The organism is Microcella alkaliphila, assembly GCF_004216855.1.
GTDB lineage: Bacteria > Actinomycetota > Actinomycetes > Actinomycetales > Microbacteriaceae > Microcella > Microcella alkaliphila.
In genome coordinates, this window is record NZ_SGXT01000018.1 from 84,973 (window position 1) to 103,718 (window position 18,746).

Annotated in this window: 19 protein-coding genes; 15 read left to right on the top strand and 4 right to left on the bottom strand. The window is 66.7% G+C overall.

Annotated features, from left to right (window positions below; translation table 11 throughout):
• Positions 1-17: 17 nt before the first annotated feature.
• From EV140_RS11635 to ilvC, 10 genes are all read left to right on the top strand, one after another.
• Positions 18-2,951, top strand: a complete 2,934-nt coding sequence (locus tag EV140_RS11635; protein ID WP_130284117.1) for a Na+/H+ antiporter subunit A — start codon at positions 18-20, stop codon at positions 2,949-2,951.
• Positions 2,948-3,439 carry a Na(+)/H(+) antiporter subunit C gene (locus EV140_RS11640; protein WP_130284119.1) on the top strand — a complete coding sequence of 164 codons (492 nt, stop codon included), beginning with the start codon at positions 2,948-2,950 and terminating at the stop codon, positions 3,437-3,439. Before EV140_RS11635 ends, EV140_RS11640 begins: the two co-directional genes overlap by 4 nt.
• Positions 3,436-5,049: a Na+/H+ antiporter subunit D gene (locus EV140_RS11645; protein ID WP_130284121.1), complete on the top strand. Its 1,614-nt coding sequence runs from the start codon at positions 3,436-3,438 to the stop codon at positions 5,047-5,049. The genes EV140_RS11640 and EV140_RS11645 overlap by 4 nt, the downstream gene beginning before the upstream one ends.
• Positions 5,046-5,630, top strand: a complete 585-nt coding sequence (locus EV140_RS11650; RefSeq protein ID WP_130284123.1) for a Na+/H+ antiporter subunit E — start codon at positions 5,046-5,048, stop codon at positions 5,628-5,630. Before EV140_RS11645 ends, EV140_RS11650 begins: the two co-directional genes overlap by 4 nt.
• Positions 5,630-5,935, top strand: coding sequence for an MrpF/PhaF family protein (locus EV140_RS11655; protein WP_130284125.1), 306 nt, complete (start codon positions 5,630-5,632; stop codon positions 5,933-5,935). Before EV140_RS11650 ends, EV140_RS11655 begins: the two co-directional genes overlap by 1 nt.
• A gap of 2 nt (positions 5,936-5,937) precedes the next feature.
• A complete protein-coding gene (mnhG, locus tag EV140_RS11660) occupies positions 5,938-6,438 on the top strand; it encodes a monovalent cation/H(+) antiporter subunit G (protein WP_338418553.1) in 501 nt (166 codons plus the stop codon).
• A gap of 9 nt (positions 6,439-6,447) precedes the next feature.
• Positions 6,448-8,142 carry a dihydroxy-acid dehydratase gene (ilvD, locus tag EV140_RS11665; RefSeq protein ID WP_130284127.1) on the top strand — a complete coding sequence of 565 codons (1,695 nt, stop codon included), beginning with the start codon at positions 6,448-6,450 and terminating at the stop codon, positions 8,140-8,142.
• Positions 8,143-8,193: 51 nt separating this feature from the next.
• The gene (locus tag EV140_RS11670) at positions 8,194-10,002 is read left to right on the top strand and encodes an acetolactate synthase large subunit (RefSeq protein ID WP_130284129.1); all 1,809 of its coding nucleotides are present in this window, start codon (positions 8,194-8,196) and stop codon (positions 10,000-10,002) included.
• 5 nt (positions 10,003-10,007) lie between these two features.
• Positions 10,008-10,517, top strand: a complete 510-nt coding sequence (gene ilvN, locus EV140_RS11675) for an acetolactate synthase small subunit (RefSeq protein ID WP_096422627.1) — start codon at positions 10,008-10,010, stop codon at positions 10,515-10,517.
• Between the two features lie 73 nt (positions 10,518-10,590).
• Entirely contained in the window at positions 10,591-11,616 is a 1,026-nt protein-coding gene (gene ilvC, locus EV140_RS11680) for a ketol-acid reductoisomerase (protein ID WP_130284131.1), read from the top strand.
• A gap of 37 nt (positions 11,617-11,653) precedes the next feature.
• On the opposite strand, the gene EV140_RS11685 is transcribed toward ilvC, so the two are convergent.
• Entirely contained in the window at positions 11,654-12,421 is a 768-nt protein-coding gene (locus EV140_RS11685; RefSeq protein WP_130284133.1) for a DUF1353 domain-containing protein, read from the bottom strand.
• Between the two features lie 70 nt (positions 12,422-12,491).
• On the opposite strand from EV140_RS11685, the gene EV140_RS11690 reads away from it, so the two are divergent.
• Both EV140_RS11690 and EV140_RS11695 read left to right on the top strand, forming a co-directional pair.
• Positions 12,492-12,977, top strand: a complete 486-nt coding sequence (locus EV140_RS11690; protein WP_130284135.1) for a hypothetical protein — start codon at positions 12,492-12,494, stop codon at positions 12,975-12,977.
• The gene (locus EV140_RS11695; protein WP_130284137.1) at positions 12,974-13,315 is read left to right on the top strand and encodes a hypothetical protein; all 342 of its coding nucleotides are present in this window, start codon (positions 12,974-12,976) and stop codon (positions 13,313-13,315) included. Before EV140_RS11690 ends, EV140_RS11695 begins: the two co-directional genes overlap by 4 nt.
• 8 nt (positions 13,316-13,323) lie before the next feature.
• Here the strand turns inward: EV140_RS11695 and EV140_RS11700 are convergent, their stop codons facing one another.
• Entirely contained in the window at positions 13,324-13,704 is a 381-nt protein-coding gene (locus tag EV140_RS11700; protein WP_130284139.1) for a DoxX family protein, read from the bottom strand.
• Positions 13,705-13,819: 115 nt separating this feature from the next.
• Between EV140_RS11700 and serA the strand changes: the two genes are divergently transcribed.
• Positions 13,820-15,412: a phosphoglycerate dehydrogenase gene (gene serA, locus EV140_RS11705; protein WP_130284141.1), complete on the top strand. Its 1,593-nt coding sequence runs from the start codon at positions 13,820-13,822 to the stop codon at positions 15,410-15,412.
• Positions 15,413-15,428: 16 nt separating this feature from the next.
• On the opposite strand, the gene EV140_RS11710 is transcribed toward serA, so the two are convergent.
• Positions 15,429-16,013 carry a helix-turn-helix domain-containing protein gene (locus tag EV140_RS11710; protein WP_130284143.1) on the bottom strand — a complete coding sequence of 195 codons (585 nt, stop codon included), beginning with the start codon at positions 16,011-16,013 and terminating at the stop codon, positions 15,429-15,431.
• Between the two features lie 90 nt (positions 16,014-16,103).
• On the opposite strand from EV140_RS11710, the gene speB reads away from it, so the two are divergent.
• On the top strand, positions 16,104-17,045 hold the full coding sequence (speB, locus tag EV140_RS11715; RefSeq protein ID WP_130284144.1) for an agmatinase: 942 nt from the start codon (positions 16,104-16,106) through the stop codon (positions 17,043-17,045).
• Between the two features lie 108 nt (positions 17,046-17,153).
• Here speB and EV140_RS11720 read toward each other — a convergent pair whose 3' ends face one another.
• On the bottom strand, positions 17,154-17,414 hold the full coding sequence (locus tag EV140_RS11720; RefSeq protein ID WP_130284146.1) for a DUF6458 family protein: 261 nt from the start codon (positions 17,412-17,414) through the stop codon (positions 17,154-17,156).
• A 240-nt stretch (positions 17,415-17,654) separates the two neighbouring features.
• Here EV140_RS11720 and EV140_RS11725 point away from each other — a divergent pair, with 240 nt between their 5' ends.
• Positions 17,655-18,710 (top strand): 3-isopropylmalate dehydrogenase, encoded by a 1,056-nt coding sequence (locus EV140_RS11725; protein WP_130284148.1) that lies wholly within the window; start codon positions 17,655-17,657, stop codon positions 18,708-18,710.
• The last annotated feature ends 36 nt before the right edge of the window (positions 18,711-18,746 follow it).

Consider the following 18,746-nt stretch of genomic DNA (forward strand, 5'->3'; position numbering starts at 1 on the left):
ACTCGCGAGGAGGACGAATGATCGTCGTGCTCGCGGTGCTCGCGCTGGCGTCGGTTCTCGTTCCATTCCTCGCCCGGTATATGGGTGGCAGGGTGTTCTTCGTCGCCTCCGCTGTCGCTCTAGGTGGATTCATTCACACGCTGGCTCTCAGCCCCGCCGTGCTGACATCGGTCGCCGACGCGCCCGTTGAGCGGCTCTCGTGGATTCCGCAGTTGCAGCTCACCCTCGATCTGCGCATGGACGCGCTGTCGTGGCTGTTGACCCTCATCGTGACGGGCATTGGAGCCCTCGTACTGCTCTACTGCGGCACGTACTTCCGACCCACCGACCCCACTGTCGGGCGCTTCGCCGCCGTCCTCCTTGCCTTTGTGGGCGCGATGTACGGGCTGGTCGTCGCCGACGATGTGTATCTGCTGTTCGTCATGTGGGAGGCGACGAGCGTGTTCTCGTACCTCCTCATCGGGCACTACACCAGCCGTCGAGCGAGTCGAGGGGCAGCGCTGGAGGCCCTCATCACGACGACGGTCGGTGGCCTCGTCATGCTGGTGGGTCTCGTGATTCTCGCCGTTCAGGCGGGTTCATCGAGCATCCCGGTGATTCTCGCCGAGACACCATCGGGTGCGCTGACGACCACGGCGATTTTCCTGGTCCTGGTCGGCGCGCTCTCGAAATCCGCAATCGTTCCTCTTCACTTCTGGCTTCCCGGGGCGATGGCGGCGCCGACCCCGGTGAGTGCCTACCTGCACGCGGCGGCCATGGTGAAGGCCGGCGTCTTCCTTGTACTTCGCCTTGCACCGGCATTCGCCGATGTGCCGGGTTGGCGGCTCGCGCTCGTCGCGCTCGGAGTTGCGACGATGGTGCTCGGAGGTTGGGCAGCCCTGCGGCAAACCGACCTCAAGCTGTTGCTCGCCTACGGCACGGTGAGCCAACTCGGGTTCCTCGTCGTGATCAGTGGTTACGGCACGCGAGACACGGCGCTCGCCGCTGCGGCGCTGCTGCTCGCGCACGCCCTGTTCAAGTCGGGCCTCTTCCTCATTGTCGGAATCATTGACGTGGAGGCGGGAACGCGCGACCTGCGAGCCCTCACCGGGCTGGGCAGACGAATGCCCGTCGTCGCGGGCATCGCCGCCCTGCTACTCGCGTCGATGGCCGGCGTGCCGCCCCTGTTCGGCTTCGTCGCCAAGGAAGCCGTGCTGCACGGGCTGCTCGTCGCTGCTGCGCCCGCCGACGGGGCGGGTGACCCCGTCGCCTTGGCCGCGCTGATCGGCGTGGTGCTGGGATCAACCCTGACGGTCGCGTACGCCCTGCGCTTCTTCTGGGGTGCGTTCCGTACCAAACCCGGGGTCACGGCCCTCGCCGATGATGTGCGCGCGCGACCGTCGATGACGGTCGCATCGGCGGTGCTCGCGACAGCTTCACTTGCTCTCGGGCCCCTGGCAGCTCTCGCTCATCGTGGCCTGCGAGAGGTCGCTGCACTGGCGCCCGCTCGACCGCGTGCGTACGAATACGAACTCGCACTCTGGCACGGCGTCGGACTCGAGCTCGGACTGTCGATCCTGACGATTGCCGGCGGTGTCGGCATGTTCCTAGCCCGAACGCGCGTTGAGCGCCTTCAGGCGCGCCTCTCAACGGGGGTTGATGCCTCCGACGCCTACTGGCGCACCATGAGTGGGGTTGACCGAATCGCCAACCGCGTCACCACCCTGACCCAGCGCGGTTCGCTGCCTTTCTACCTCGCGGTGATTCTCAGCGTCTTTGTGCTCGGCACGGGCGCCGCGCTTGTGTTCACCGACACCTGGCCGACCGACGTGCGCCTCTGGGATACCCCTGCGCAAGTCGCGGTCGGAGCCGTCATGATCGGTGCGGCGATCGCTGCCACTCGCGCAGAGAAGCGCTTTGCCGCCCTCATCGTCGTCGGTGTCACGGGCTTTGGCATGACGGCGATCTTCGCGATGGGCGGAGCGCCTGACCTGGCCATCACCCAAGCACTCGTCGAGATCGTCACGCTGATCGCGTTCATTCTGGTGCTGCGCCGACTGCCGGCACGCCTGGGCGACCGCCACGGCAGTACCCACAAACTGCTGCGCGCCATCATCGGCATCTCGGTCGGTGTGGTCATGGCGCTCGTTGCACTGGTCGCGTCGGCGAGCCGCACGGCCGAACCGATCTCGGCGGCGTGGCCAGCGCTGAGCCGCGTGATCGGCCACGGTGCCAACGTCGTGAATGTCGCTCTGGTGGATCTGCGCGCGTGGGACACCATGGGTGAACTGGCCGTCGTGATCGCTGCGGCGACCGGTGTGGCGAGTCTGCTGTTCTTGCGCGGTCGCACTGACTCGCTCCCGCGCGTGCCGCGTGCCGAGCTCGAAAGAACCGTGCGAGACCGACTCGCGCGCGACGCTCGCGGCTCGCAGCGTAGCGCCTGGATTCTTGCCGGGCTGACGCTCGACCCGCGAAACCGATCGATCCTGCTGGAAGTGGTCGTCAGGCTGACGTTCCACGCCGTCATCGTCCTGTCTCTCTACCTCTTGTTCGCGGGGCACAATCTGCCGGGCGGCGGCTTCGCGGGCGGCCTAGTCGCGGGTCTCGCGCTCGTTGCACGGTATCTGGCGGGTGGGCGCTACGAACTCGGAGCCGCTGCCCCCTTCAGCGCCGGAGCGTTGCTCGGAGCGGGCATCCTGATCGCCACCGGCTACGCGCTTGCCCCACTCTTCGTCGGTGCGGAGGTGATGACAAGTACGTATTTCGAGGGTCAACTGTGGCTGCTCGGGGACGTCGAGTTCGTGACCTCGACGATCTTCGATATTGGCGTCTATCTCGTCGTGGTTGGTCTCGTGCTCGACGTGTTGCGCAGTCTCGGGGCAGAGGTCGACAGGCAGGGCCGAGGTGGCCAGGCGCTCACTGTAGGCGGAGACGCGTCGGCGCCTTTGGGCGCATCGGAGGGCGCACGATGACCCTTTCGCTCACCCTCGTCATTGTCATGGCTGTGCTGTTCGCCTGCGGTATCTACCTGATGCTCGAGCGCAGCCTCACCCGTGTCGTCCTGGGCTTCCTGCTCGTGGGTAACGCCGCGAACCTGTTGATCATCCTTATGGCAGGGGCACAGGGAATCGCGCCGATCGTCGAGGATCCCGCAGCCGACGCAGACCAATACACCGATCCGCTGCCACAAGCGCTGCTGTTGACCGCCATCGTGATCACCTTCGCCGTCTCGGCATTCATGCTCGCTCTCATCTACCGTAGCTGGCGCCTCGCCAACGCCGACGACCTCGACGACGACGCTGACGACCTTGCACTGCGCACCGGAGCGCAGGTTGTGCCCGTTGAGGAGACGGCTCCGGACGAGGCCACCACCGAGTTTCTTCCCGACCCGCTCGACCCGACCGAGGCTGTGCCGGGCACCGAGGTCGCTGAGCGCACCGAACGGGGCGAGACGCGATGACGGCCGAGTTGGGTGTTCTCGTTCCCCTCGCCGTCTTGATTCCGCTTGTCGCGGCGGGTGTGACGCTGGTTGTGGGCCGGCGCGCACGCGCGCAGCGAATCGTTGCGCTGATCGCGCTCGTGGCTGTCGTTCTCGTTGGTGCGACCCTCCTCATGGGGGTCGATGCTGGCGGATCGGTTGTCGTCGAGGTTGGGAGTTGGCAGGCCCCGTTCGGGATCGTGCTTGTGGTCGACCGTCTGAGCGCACTCATGGTGCTCATTTCGGCGATCGTGTTGCTTGCCGTGCTGGTCTTCTCGATCGGACAGGGTCTCGCCGACGGCGACGACGAGACTCCGGTGTCGATCTACTACCCGACCTATCTGATTTTGACGACGGGCGTCATGATCGCCTTCGTCGCGGGTGACTTGTTCAACCTGTATGTCGGGTTCGAGGTGCTGCTCGTGTCGAGCTATGTGCTCATCACCCTGGGCGGCACCGAGTCTCGTATTCGCGCCGGTGTGACCTACGTGGTTGTGAGCCTTGTGTCATCCGTGTTATTCCTCACCGCGATCGCGATGGTCTATGGCGCCCTCGGAACGGTGAACCTGGCCCAGATCGCCATCCGCATCGCTGACATTCCGATCGACACACAAATCGTTCTTCACGTCATGTTGCTCGTGGCCTTCGGTATCAAGGCAGCCGTGTTCCCCCTATCGTTCTGGCTGCCCGACAGCTACCCCAGTGCGCCAGCACCCGTGACGGCCGCGTTTGCGGGCCTGCTTACCAAGATTGGCGTATACGCGATCATCCGCGTAGAAACGGTGATCTTCCCCGGGGAAGAGCTCAACCCGGCGCTGATGGTCCTCGCGTTGCTGACCATGGTCGTCGGGGCCTTGGGTGCGGTCGCTCAAGCCGACATCAAGCGGATTCTGTCATTCACCCTCGTCAGCCACATCGGCTACATGATTCTCGGGGTGGCGCTGGGGACCGCCGAAGGCACGGCCGCGGCCGTGTACTACATCGCCCACCACATCGTCGTGCAGACCACCCTCTTCCTCGCGGCGGGGCTCATAGAACGCGAGGCCGGGTCCACCTCGATCAGCCGCATCGGGGGTCTGCTCGCGAGCGCCCCGCTCGTTGCGCTGCTCTTCTTTATTCCGGCGCTCAACCTCGGCGGCATCCCCCCGTTCTCAGGGTTCATCGGCAAGCTCGCCCTGTTTCAAGCGACGGCGGCTCAGGGCGACGCGCTTGCGTACATCCTGCTCGGCGGAGGGGCTCTCGTCTCGTTGCTTACCCTATACGCGCTTGTTCGCGTCTGGAACCTCGCCTTCTGGCGCGGTGCTGACGAGGTCGAGCGTGGGTCGTCGCGCCTGCTCAAGCACGTGAACGAGGCGCCGCTCGACACCTCCACCATCAGCGGGGCCCGCACGACGCCCTTCCTGATGACTGCTTCGACGGCGGGGATGGTCATCGTGTCAGTGGCGCTCACCGTTTTTGCGGGCCCACTGTACGGCGTCGCTGAGCGGGCGGGCGAGAACCTCGATGGGCCAGGGCGCTACGTTCTCAGCATCTTCCCGAGCGGTACCGAGCCGAACTCCACCGACGTAATCGAGGAGGTGCTTGACCGATGAGCGATCACGGCCGCGTTCCGAGCCCGGCCTCCGCGCCCGAACCGCCCGCTGAGCCCAAGCGCCCCATCACGTTCCTGCAGCTTTCGCCGCTACTCGTGGCTCTCATTGCTTTTTGGATGCTCTTGTGGGGATCGATCACGCCACTCACCATCCTCACGGGCGTGGTCGTTGCCGTCCTCGTCACGCGCACTCTGTATCTTCCCCGCGTCATTCTGGCGCCCCGGTTCAATCCCGTCTGGTTCGTCGTGTTCTTGGCGGTGTTCTTCGGTCAGTTGGTCATGGCGTCCTTCCAGGTCGCGTTCCAAGCCGTTTTCAGCCGGCGCATCCAACGCAGCGCGATCGTGAAGGTGCACCTGCGGACGCGATCTGATTTCATCCTGACTGGCACATCCATCGCTATTTCGCTGGTGCCCGGTTCCGTCATCCTCGAGGTTGATCGAGAACATGCCATTTTGTATGTTCACGTTCTCGGCGCCGACTCCCACGAAGACGTCGCACTGGCCAAGGCAAACATCCTCGCCACCGAGCGTCGTTTGGTGCGGGCCCTCGGCGCGCGAGACGAGTGGGAGGCGGTGCGGTGATGGGGCTTGCGACGGCGATCCTCCTGTGGGTCTCTGGTGCCATGCTGGCGGCGACCGCCGTGCTGTGCCTCTGGCGCGTGATCACGGGCCCGAGCATCCTCGACCGCATGATCGCGTCCGACGTGATCTTGACCACGCTGATGCTCGTGATCGGCGCCGAAATGGCGATCAACAGCCACACCCGTACCGTTCCGCTCATGGTCATCCTCGCCGCCACAGCGATCTTTGGAACGGTCGCGGTGAGTCGATTCGTCACGAGGCCCGCCGGGCCATCGGAAGCACCCGGCGTCACCGGTGCGGAGTGAGCATGATGATCGAGGTGCTCACCCAGGGGGTCATCGGCATGTCCGATACCGAACCGTTCGACGACCTGCTCGATCTTGTCGCCGCCGTCTTGCTGGGCCTCGGCGCCTTCCTGTCGCTTGCGGCGGCGATCGGCTTGCTGCGGTTTCCCGACGCTCTCGCACGCCTGCACGCTGCGACAAAGCCGCAAATTCTCGGGTTGATCGCGGTCGTGCTCGCCATCGCCGTCAGCGTGCGCAGTTGGCAAGTCTTGCTGCTGCTGATTCCGGTCGTGGTCTTGCAGATGCTGACAGCGCCCATTGCCGCCCACATGGTGGGTCGTGCCGGCTATCGAACCGGCACGTTCGACCCGGCCACCCTTGTTGACGACGAGCTGTCTGCTGATCTTGAACGCGCACAGCGCGCCTTCCCGGAGCCGGCCCCCGAACTCGGGGGCCGACGCCTGCCGTCCCGAGACGATCAGGTCAGTTCTCGGCGCGACGACGAGGGTCGTGGCTCACTATAGAATCGGACTATGGCCGAAGTCGATCGCAAGCCCCGTTCCCGCGTTGTTACCGATGGAATCGAGGCCATGACGGCGCGCGGCATGCTCCGCGCCGTGGGTATGGGTGACGACGACTGGGACAAGCCTCAGGTCGGTATCGCCAGTTCATGGAATGAGATCACGCCCTGCAATCTCTCGCTTGGGCGCCTCGCGCAGGCCGCCAAAGAGGGTGTGCATGCGGGAGGTGGGTATCCGCTGCAGTTCGGGACAGTCAGTGTCTCCGATGGCATCTCGATGGGGCACGAGGGTATGCACTTCTCGCTCGTGAGTCGCGAGGTCATCGCCGATAGCGTCGAGACGGTCATGCAGGCCGAAAGGCTTGACGGTTCAGTTCTTCTTGCGGGGTGTGACAAGTCGATCCCGGGAATGCTGATGGCCGCCGCTCGGCTCGACCTCGCAAGCGTTTTTCTGTACGCCGGTTCCATCGCCCCTGGCTGGGTGAAGCTGAGTGACGGTACAGAAAAGGAAATCACCATCATCGACAGCTTCGAGGCGGTTGGCGCCGTCCAGGCGGGCACCATGTCGCTGGAAGATGCTCATCGAATCGAGTGCTCGTTCGCGCCCGGCGAAGGAACCTGCGGCGGCATGTATACCGCGAACACGATGGCGAGCGTTGCGGAAGCGCTGGGCATGAGTTTGCCGGGCTCGGCGAGCCCCGCGTCAGCTGATCGTCGGCGGGATGTCTTCGCTCATCGATCGGGAGAAGCGGTCGTCGGAATGCTTGAGCGGGGTCACACAGCCCGCGACATTCTCACGATGGAAGCGTTCGAGAACGCGATTGCTGTGGGTATGGCGCTCGGCGGCTCGACCAACATCGTCCTGCACCTTCTGGCCATCGCGAATGAGGCGGAAGTTCCTCTGACGCTCGCTGACTTCAACCGAATCGGCGACAAGGTCCCCCACATTGCCGACGTGAAGCCGTTCGGAAACTACTTGATGAACGATGTCGATCGACAGGGTGGTCTTCCCGTTCTCATGAAGGCGCTCCTCGATGAGGGTTTGCTTCACGGGGACGCGTTGACGGTGACGGGCAAGACCATGCGCGAGAACCTTGAAGCGCTCAATCCCGCGCCCCTTGACGGCAAGGTGCTGCGTTCGCTTGACAATCCCTTCCACCAGACAGGCGGCATCACAATCCTGCACGGATCGTTGGCGCCGGAGGGGGCGGTTGTCAAGACCGCTGGGTTTGATTCGGTGGTCTTTGAGGGGCCAGCTCGCGTGTTCGAGCGTGAGCGTGCCGCGATGGATGCTCTCGCTGCCGGCCAGATCAACAAGGGCGACATCATCGTCATTCGCTACGAAGGGCCGAAGGGCGGTCCCGGTATGCGCGAGATGCTGGCGATCACGGCTCGCATCAAGGGCGCGGGGCTCGGAAAAGATGTACTACTCTTGACCGACGGTCGATTCTCAGGCGGCACAACCGGACTGTGCATCGGCCACGTAGCTCCCGAAGCAGTAGACGCTGGTCCTATTGCTTTCGTGCGCGATGGTGATCTCATCCGGGTCGATATCGCTGCTCGCTCCCTCGACCTACTGGTCGACGAAGCCGAGCTGGAGGCGCGCCGCACCGACTGGGCGCCCCTGCCACCGCGTTATACCCGTGGGGTCCTTGCCAAGTACTCCAAACTGGTGCGCTCCGCCTCTCAGGGCGCCGTGACGGGATAACTGCGGGCCGTACATCGCCCGATCGCCAACCTGTCAGGGAAGCTGATATCCATGCCAACGGAATCGACCCCCGTGCCGACTCCTGCACCTCCCGCGCGCCCGGCATCCACCGAGCCCCCGCTGCTGACCGGATCGGGTGCGATCCTTGCCAGCCTCGAGAAGCTCGGTGTGACCGACGTGTTCGGCCTGCCCGGCGGCGCCATCATGCCGTTCTATGACGAGCTGATGGCATCAACCTCGATTCGTCACATCCTCGTGCGCCACGAGCAGGGCGCCGGCCACGCGGCCGAGGGCTACGCCGCCGCGAGCGGCAAGCTCGGCGTCTGCATCGCCACGTCCGGCCCCGGTGCCACGAATCTCGTCACCGCGATCGCGGATGCGCACATGGACTCGGTGCCGCTGCTCGCGATCACCGGCCAGGTCTTCTCGACCTCGATGGGCACGGACGCGTTCCAGGAGGTCGACATCACCGGCATCACGATGCCGATCACGAAGCACTCGTTCCTCGTCACCGACCCGGCCGATGTGCCCGGCGTGCTTGCCGCCGCCGTGCACATCGCGACGACCGGCCGGCCCGGCCCCGTCCTCGTCGACATCACGAAGGACGCCCAGCAGAAGACGGCACCGTTCATCTGGCCGCCGAAGATCGACCTGCCCGGGTACCGCCCCGTAACGAAGGCGCACGGTAAGCAGATTCAGGCCGCCGCCCAGCTGATGGTCGAAAGCCGCAAGCCGGTGCTGTACGTCGGCGGCGGCGTCATCCGCGCCGGAGCCCGCGCCGAACTGCTGGCCTTCGCGGAGGCCACCGGTGCCCCCGTCGTCACGACGCTGATGGCGCGCGGGGCATTCCCCGACTCGCACCCGCACCACCTCGGCATGCCGGGCATGCACGGCACGGTGCCCGCGGTGCTCGGCCTGCAGGAGGCCGACCTGCTCGTCGCCATCGGCGCTCGTTTCGACGACCGGGTGACCGGAAAAGTCAGCGAGTTCGCCCCGCACGCGAAGATCGTCCACATCGACATCGACCCGGCCGAGATCGGCAAGATCCGCGCCGCCGATGTGCCCATCGTGGGCGACGCGCGTGAGGTCTTGGCCGACCTCCTCTCCGCTTTCCAGAAGGCTGCGGTCGACACCACACCCGACTACGCCGACTGGTGGAAGCGCCTCTCGACGCTCAAGCAGCAGTACCCCCTCGGCTACACCGAGCCGGACGACGGTCTGCTGTCGCCGCAGTGGATCATCGAGAAGATCGGCGAAATGTCGGGCCCCGAGGCGATCTACGCCGCGGGCGTCGGCCAGCACCAGATGTGGGCCGCCCAGTTCATCAAGTACGAGCGACCCGGCTCGTGGCTGAACTCGGGCGGTGCCGGCACGATGGGCTACGCCGTTCCCGCCGCCATGGGGGCGAAGGTCGCCGAGCCCGAGCGCCTCGTCTGGGCGATCGATGGCGATGGCTGCTTCCAGATGACCAACCAAGAGCTCGCCACCTGCACGATCAACAACATCCCGATCAAGGTGGCCGTCATCAACAACTCGTCGCTCGGCATGGTGCGCCAGTGGCAGACCCTGTTCTACGACGGCCGCCACTCGTTCACCGACCTCAATACGGGCCACGACACCGTCATGATCCCCGACTTCGTGAAGATGGCCGACGCCTATGGCGCGCTCGGCATTCGCGTCACGACGAAGGAGGAGGTCGAGCCGGCCATCACGCTCGCCATGGAGACGAACGACCGCCCGGTCGTCATCGACTTCGTGGTCAGCCGCGACGCGATGGTGTGGCCGATGGTGCCGCAGGGTGTCGGCAACTCGTCGGTGCAGTACGCCCGCGATCACGCCCCCGAGTGGGACAGGGAGTAACCAAGATGACCTATCACGTGCTCTCCCTGCTCGTCGAGGACAAGCCCGGCCTGCTCACTCGCGTCGCGGGCCTGTTCGCCCGACGCGGCTTCAACATTCGCTCGCTCGCGGTCGGCACGACCGAGATCGAGGGGCTGTCGCGCATCACCGTCGTGGTTGAGGTCGAGGGCCTGCCGCTCGAGCAGATCACGAAGCAGCTGAACAAGCTCATCAACGTTCTGAAGATCGTCGAGCTCGACCCCAGCCAGTCGGTGCAGCGCGAGCACATGCTCATCAAGGTGCGCGTCGACAACTCCACGCGCTCGCAGATTCTCGAGGCCGCGAACCTATTCCGCGCCCGCGTCGTCGACGTCGCCACCGACGCCCTCGTCATCGAGGTCACTGGCGACACCCAAAAGGTCGAGGCGCTCTTGCGCGTGCTCGAGCCGTACGGCATCAAGGAGATCGCCCAGTCGGGCCTCCTCGCGATCGGCCGCGGCGGCAAGAGCATCAGCGAGCGCGTTCTCAAGAACTGAACCGGATGCGCGGGGCCAGCCCCGAACATCCGCCCGATTCCGCACAGAAAATCCCAAAGGAGAAGATCCCCGCATGACTTCCGTCATCACCGACAAGGACGCCGATCTGTCGATCATTCAGAGCAAGAAGGTCGCGATCGTCGGCTACGGCTCGCAGGGCCACGCCCACGCGCAGAACCTGCGCGACTCGGGTGTCGAAGTCGTCATCGCCCTCAAGGAGGGCTCGAAATCGCAGCCCAAGGCCGAAAACGACGGCTTCCGCGTGCTGAGCGTCGCCGACGCCGCCGAGTGGGCCGACCTGATCATGATTCTCGCGCCCGACCAGCACCAGCGCGCGATCTTCGCCGACTCGATCAAGGACAAGCTCACCGAGGGCAAGACGCTCGCCTTCGCGCACGGCTTCAACATCCGCTTCGGCTACATCGAGGCGCCAGGCGGCGTCGACGTGATCCTCGTCGCGCCGAAGGCCCCCGGCCACACCGTGCGTCGCGAGTTCGTCGCCGGCCGCGGTATCCCCGACATTGTCGCCGTCGAGCGCGACGCCTCGGGCACCGCGTGGGACACCGCGCTGTCGTACGCGAAGGCGATCGGCGGCACCCGCGCCGGCGTCATCAAGACCACCTTCACGGAGGAGACCGAGACCGACCTGTTCGGCGAGCAGGCCGTGCTCTGCGGCGGAACCTCGCAGCTCGTGCAGTACGGCTTCGAGGTGCTCACCGAGGCCGGTTACCAGCCCGAGATCGCGTACTTCGAGGTGCTGCACGAGCTGAAGCTCATCGTCGACCTCATGTGGGAGGGCGGCATCGCCAAGCAGCGCTGGAGCGTGTCGGACACAGCCGAGTACGGCGACTACGTCTCGGGCCCGCGCGTCATTGACGCGAGCGTCAAGGAGAACATGAAGGCCGTGCTCGCCGACATCCAGTCGGGAGCGTTCGCGAAGCGCTTCATCGACGACCAGGACGCCGGGGCCGTCGAGTTCCAGCAGTTGCGCGAAAAGGCCGCCCAGCACCCCATTGAGGAGACCGGCCGCGGCCTGCGCGCCCTCTTCGCGTGGAAGCAGCAGGACGCCGACTACACCGAGGGCTCGGCCGCGCGCTAGACAATCGCGTTCACCCCACAGACGGCCCGTCTCGCGCTCAGCGCGGGGCGGGCCGTTCGTGGCTGTATTCGTCGCGCCAGGCGGGGTTCGGCTCGGCCGACGGCCGCGGGCCGCGCCTGCCCGTCACGAGCCAGACGACCATCGCGATGGCGTTCTCGACGTGCGCTGCCGCGTACGCGCCGAGCGCGAGCGGCAGGTAGAGCGCGCCGAGGTAGCTGGCGGCGGTGACGAGCGTGACGTCGCGGCGCCACAGCGGCGCGAGCGCCGCGGGGGCGACGGCCACGAGCATCCACCAGGGGGACAGCAGAACGGCGAGCGGAACCATCGCGGTGAGCGCGAGCGTGCCGAGGGCGACCTGCGCGATCAGTGTGCGGCCGGCCGCGCCGCCGTGGCGCCACCAGCTCTCGAGGCCGACGGCCGCCCACATCGTGCGTGCGCGCAACAGGTGCACGCCCTCGTCGATCAGCGCGAGGCGGAAGCGCTCGTCGGCGGCGTGGCGCAGCGCCAGTCGCTCGGGCGCGGACGCGGCCACGGCGGCCGCCACCTCGGCGTCGTGCATGACGGCGGGTAGCGTCTGCGGCCCGTAATTCGCGATCAGGCCCCACAGGAACGGGGGAACGGACGCGAAGTCGGTGCTGTTGCCGGGGCCCGGCGGCTGGGTCAGATCGTGAGCGGGGATGCGCGTGACCGCTCCCGACGCCCGCTCGCGGTACTGAAACGGCTCGACGACCTGGAAGTCGCGCCCGCGCCGGTACAGCAAGGCGAGGCGGTCGAGCGGTTTCCCGTCAATCGTCTCGAACGGCATGCGCGGCTCCTTCGGTGGGGGCACCCTCGACCCTAGGTGCTCGCCCGGACACGGCGGCTAGGGTTATCCCATGGCGCGCCCCGACGACCCGGATGACGATGCCGCCCTCCGCTGGGACGACGTCGACGATGCGAGCTACGACCTCGGGCCGGCTCCCGGTGAGGAGCCGGAGACCGCCGCGGCGGACGCCGCTGCCGAGACGGGGGAAGCGGGTCGAGCCGCGGGGGAGCGGGGCCGTAGCGCACTGCTCGTGGCCACGAGCGTCTTCGGCGGCATCTACATCATGTATGTCGTCGGCTGGCTGATCGGAGGGCTTCGCCTGTCGCAGTCGATCTTCCAGTCACTCAGCGACTCGGGAGCGGGGGTGCTCGAGCTTAACGCCTACCGCTTCGCCGAGTTTCTCGCCATCATTGCCACGCCTTTGTGGTTCATCGCGGTCGTGGTGCTGACGGCAGGGTCGGCGACTCGACGTCTTGGCTGGCTCGCGATCGGTCTGCTGATTCTTGCCCCGTGGCCGTTTCTCATCGGGCTGATCTCGACCGGGGGAGCATCGTGACGACCGATCGATCGACGGCCCCGACCCGGTTCGGAATCGCGCACATCGTCGTCACCGTGATCTTCGGCCTCATCGCCGCGTGGTTCTTGTTCCAGGGCCTCAGCCAGCTGATCGAGTTCCCTCTGGTTCTCGAGCAGCAGGGTGTTGCCGACTCGACACCTTGGGCAGCTCTCTGGATCGGACTGCTTCAGGTGCCGGTCTTCTTTGTCGGGGCCGTTCTGGTGCTCCGGAGGAGGCCCATCGGGCAGTTTGCGCTTGGGTTGATGGTTGCGGTCGCGTCGATCGCCGCCGTTCGACTGAGCATCATCGCGATCGCCTCGGGAGTGATCGTTACCTAGCCGCGAGGCTAGGGTGCCAGCCCGACCCACAGCACAATCGCGATCAGCGCGAGCTGCATCGCGAGCCGCGGCCAGAACGGCACCGCAAACACGCCGAATTTCTCCCGCTTGCCCGCAGCGTGAGCGTTCGCCGGGAACACGCACACGAGAAACACCGCGAGCGCGATGCCCGCCGCCGCCCGCGTCGGCTCCCACAGCAGCCCCAGCCCGCCGGCGATCTCGGCGACACCCGTCACCCACACCCAGCCGACCGCCGAGAACGGGCGACCGTGGAAGACCGCGGGCACCATCGCGGCCATGCCGCGCACGACCGGCGGGATGAAGTGGGTAACGCCGATCACAACAAACACGATCGCCGTGATCCAGCGGGCAATGTCGACGGGCGTCATGCGGGCCATTCTGCCTGCGATAGCCTGGGAGCACCGGTCGCCCCCGATGGTGTGCGGCGACGACGTCACCCCTGTCGCGCCTCGCCCGCGTCGCCCCGCGTCATAAGGAATCTCTGTGCCCAAGCCGGTCGTGCTCATCGCCGAAACGCTGTCCCCCGCCACTGTCGACGCTCTCGGCCCCGACTTTGACATTCGCCACGTCGACGGCACCGATCGGCCGGCGCTGCTCAAGGCGCTCGCCGAGGCACACGCCGTTCTGATCCGCTCGGCCACGCAGATGGACGAGGACGCGATCGCCGCCGGCCGCCGCCTGAAGGTCATCGCCCGCGCGGGCGTCGGCCTCGACAACGTCGACGTGAAGGCGGCGACGACCGCCGGCGTCATGGTCGTCAACGCCCCGACCTCCAACGTCATCTCGGCCGCTGAGCTCGCCATCACCCACCTGCTGTCGCTCGCGCGTCACCTGCCGGCCGCCGACGCCTCGATGAAGGACGGCGCCTGGAAGCGCAGCGCCTTCACCGGCGTCGAGCTGTACGAGAAGACGATCGGCATCGTGGGCCTCGGCCGCATCGGCACGCTCGTCGCCGAGCGCCTCGCCGGCTTCGGCGTCGAGCTCATCGGCTACGACCCGTTTGTGCCGCCGGCCTGCGCGCAGCAGCTGGGCGTGCAGCTCGTCACCCTTGACGAGCTCATGCAGCGCAGCGACTTCATCACGATCCACATTCCGAAGACGCCCGAAACGACGAACCTCATCAGCGCCGAGCAGTTCGCGCTCGCGAAGCCGTCCCTGCGCATCGTGAACGCCAGCCGCGGCGGCATCATCGACGAGGATGCTCTGCTCACGGCGCTCACCGAGGGCCAGATTGCGGGCGCCGGCCTCGACGTCTTCGTCAACGAGCCGCCGACGGGCTCACCCCTGATCGACGCCCCACGCATCCAGCTCACCCCGCACCTCGGCGCCTCGACGGACGAGGCGCAAGAAAAGGCGGGTGTCTCGGTAGCGAAGTCGGTGCGCCTCGCGCTCGACGGCGAGCTCGTGCCCGACGCCGTCAACGTCGCCGGCGGCGTCATCGATCCGAGCGTTCGCCCGGGCATCCCGCTCATGGAGAAGCTGGGCCAGGTCTTCGCGACCCTCGCTGACCACTCCTTCGCCGCGATCGACGTTGAGGTGCGCGGTGAGATCGTCGCCCACGACGTCGGGGTGCTGAAGCTTGCCGCGCTGAAGGGTGTCTTCAGTCGTATCTCGAGCGAGCAGGTCAGCTACGTCAATGCGCCGCTGTTCGCCGAGCAGCGCGGCGTCACCGTGCGGCTCGTGACCGACGCGAAGAGTGACGAGTATCGCAACCTGCTCACGATTCGCGGCACCCTCGCCGACGGCACGCAGCTGTCGGTTTCGGGAACGCTCGTGGGCGCGAAGCAGGTGCAGAAGATCGTCGAGATCAACGGCTACGACGTCGAGGTGCCGATGGCCGAGAACCTCATCGTCATGCTCTACACCGACCGGCCCGGCATCGTCGCGGTATACGGCAAAGAGTTCGGCGAGGCCGAGATCAACATCGCGGGCATGCAGATCGCGCGGCACACCGCGGGTGGCCCCGCGCTCAGTGTGTTGACCGTCGACTCGCGCGTGCCCGACGATCTGCTCGACCGGGTGCGCGAGGCGATCGACGCCGACCTCGTGCGAGCCATCACCATCATCGAGCAGTAGCGGCGCGCCCGAAGCGTTACTGCGAGCCGCTCCAGGGGGCGGGTACGAGCATCCACAGGGCGACGGTTTCGGTGCCGGACTCGTTTCGCCACGTGTGCGGCTCGCGCCCGGGGAACGTCATCGTGTCGCCCGCGGCCAACTCGCGCCACTCGTTGCCGAGGCGCAAGCGCAGTTCGCCCGACACGATGTGCAGCACTTCGACGTCGCAGTTGACGGTGTAGGGATCGTCGCCGCCCGTCGCGCCCGGCTGCATCACCGAGCGCAGGATCTGTACCCGGCCCTGCCCGCGCGGGGTCAGCATGCGCTCGACGACATCGCTGCCGCCCATGTTGATGAGTGGGGCGTCGTCGAGACGAATCAGGTCGCTCTCGACCGTCTCGAACAGGTCGCCGACGGGGAGGGAGAGAACCTGGCAGATCGTGATGAGCGTGGAAACGCTGGGGGAGGTCTCGTCGCGTTCGACGCGGCTGAGAAACCCGCGGGTGAGGCCCGATGCTTCAGCAACCTGCGCGACGGTGAGGCCTTGAGCAAGGCGCGAAGCCCGCAGTTTCGCGCCGATACGGACGGGTTCACGGCTTGCTCGGGGATGCACGGGCTTCATCTGCGACCTCCTCACCTTTACTGTAGTGGCGACAGCAGACTTCCTGGTCTGTGTGTTTACCCACAGACACCAATTGATTACTCTTGTGACATGAGCCCCGACCCGATCGGACCCGTCGACGCGAGCACCCGCCCGCGGTTCGCCGACATTGCGACGTTCGCCCGGCTGCCGCGCCTCGATCAGGTTGAGCGCGCCGACATTGCGGTCGTGGGCGTGCCGTTCGACTCAGGGGTGAGCTATCGCCCCGGGGCGCGTTTCGGCCCGGCGCACGTGCGCGAGGCGAGCCGGTTGCTGCGGCCGTACAACCCTGCACAGGACGTGCACCCGTTCGCCGTGCAGCAGGTCGTCGACGCCGGCGACATTGCCGCGAACCCCTTCGACATCACCGAAGCTGTTGCCGCCATCGAGGCCGCCGCGCGCGATCTGACCGAGAGTGGCACGCGCCTCGTCACGATCGGCGGCGACCACACCATCGCCCTGCCACTTCTTCGCGTCGCCGCCGAGCGCGAGGGTTGCCCCGTGGCGGTCGTGCACTTCGACGCACACCTCGACACCTGGGACACCTACTTCGGGGCACCCGTCACGCACGGCACCCCCTTCCGTCGTGCGAGCGAGGAGGGGCTCATCGATCAGGAGGCCAGCCTGCACGTCGGCATTCGCGGGCCGCTGTACGGCAAGGAGGACCTGCGCGACGACGAACGCCTCGGCTTCGCAATCATCAGCTCGGTCGAGCTGGAGACCGAAGGCCTCGCGCGTGCTATCGAGCGCATGCATGCTCGCCTTGGCGATTGCCCCGTGTACGTTTCGATCGATATTGACGTGCTCGACCCCGCGCACGCGCCCGGCACCGGCACGCCGGAGGCGGGAGGCCTGACGAGCAGAGAGCTGCTGGCCATGCTGCGCGCGCTCGGTGAGCATCGCATCGTTGGTGCGGACGTGGTGGAGGTCGCCCCGGCCTACGATCACGCCCAGCTCACGGCTGTCGCCGCCTCGCACGTCGCCTACGAACTCATCAGCGCAATGGCGCGCTGACGCACCATCGCGCACACGACAAATGGCGCCGGCCTCAGAGGGCCGGCGCCATTCGCCTGATCGGGATGCGCGGATCGCGGGATCGGGTCCGCGACCGCAGGTCTCTGGTTACGCGACGGGCGGGTCGTCGATCGACGCCTCGCGGCGCGTCACGCGCTCACCGCTCGCCGGGTCGACACCCGAACGCTCCGTGGTTACCGCCGAACGGCGGCGCATCATCAGCGCGATGCCGATGATGACGGTCACAATGCCGGCGACCATCAGGATGTAGCCGATCGTGACGAGCTCAATGCCCTCGACGGCGACGTTCACGGCGAACGCAAGAATCGCGCCGACGGCGAACAGGAAGATGCCGAAACCAATGCTCATGACACTGTTTCCTTTCTCGGTTGACCCGTGGTCGGGCCTCGCCCGGATGTGGGCCGGGAAAAAAATTAGCGCTGCCTGGACGTTTCGCGAAAGCCCCCGCGGGCATCCGCGCGCTTCCAGGCGGTAGCCTGAAACGCGATATGGCCCGGTTTTCCGGGGAAGTAGCGTCATGCTGGGAATCGCCTGACATGTCCCCCATTCGGGGGCAGGAAGCGTGTTCCGAACACTCAAGGAGGACCCGTGACCCGCACACTCGACCTGGCTGTGATTCCCGGAGACGGCATCGGACCGGAGGTCATCGCCGAGGCGCTCACCGTCCTGCGGGCCGCCGTCGGTGACAGCGTGGAGGTGCACGAGACGCGGTACCCGCTGGGGGCGGGGCACTACCTGGCGACCGGCGAGATCCTCGATGACGCAACGCTTGATGCGCTGCGACAACACGACGCGATCCTGCTCGGAGCGGTGGGAGGCGACCCACGCGACCCGAAGCTCGCCGGCGGCATCATCGAGCGCGGCCTGCTGCTGAAGCTCCGGTTCGCGTTCGATCACCACGTCAACCTCCGCCCGACGCGCCTGTACCCGGGTGTGACGTCGCCGCTCTCATCGCCCGGAGACATCGACTTCGTAGTCGTGCGTGAGGGCACGGAAGGGCCCTACGTCGGCAACGGCGGGGCGATTCGGGTGGGTACGCCGCACGAGGTCGCGAACGAAACGAGCGTCAACACCGCCTACGGTGTCGAGCGGGTGGTGCGATTCGCCTTCGCCGAGGCCGAGAAGCGCCGCCGCCGCGTGACGCTCGTGCACAAGACGAACGTTCTCGTTCACGCCGGGTCGCTCTGGCAGCGCACCGTCGACCGGGTCGCGGCCGAGAACCCCGACGTCACGGTCGACTACCTGCACGTGGATGCGACCATGATCTTCCTCGTCACCGATCCGGCGCGCTTCGACGTCATCGTCACCGACAACCTGTTCGGCGACATCGTGACCGACCTCGCCGGCGCCGTCGGCGGCGGCATCGGCATCGCCGCCTCCGGCAACCTCGACCCATCGGGCGCTCACCCCTCCATGTTCGAGCCCGTGCACGGTTCTGCGCCCGACATCGCCGGGCAGCAGAAAGCCGACCCGACGGCGGCGATCCTCTCGGCCGCTCTCTTGCTGCGGCAGTCGGGGCTCGACGAGGCCGCGGCCCGCATCGAGCGCGCCGTCGAGCACGATCTCGCTGGGCGCGGAAACGCTGCGCGCACGACCGGCGAGATCGGAGCATCCATCGCCGAGTTCGTCGCGTCGTCGACCTGATCGGCCGCACCCGCGACACCAGCAGCGGCAGTACTC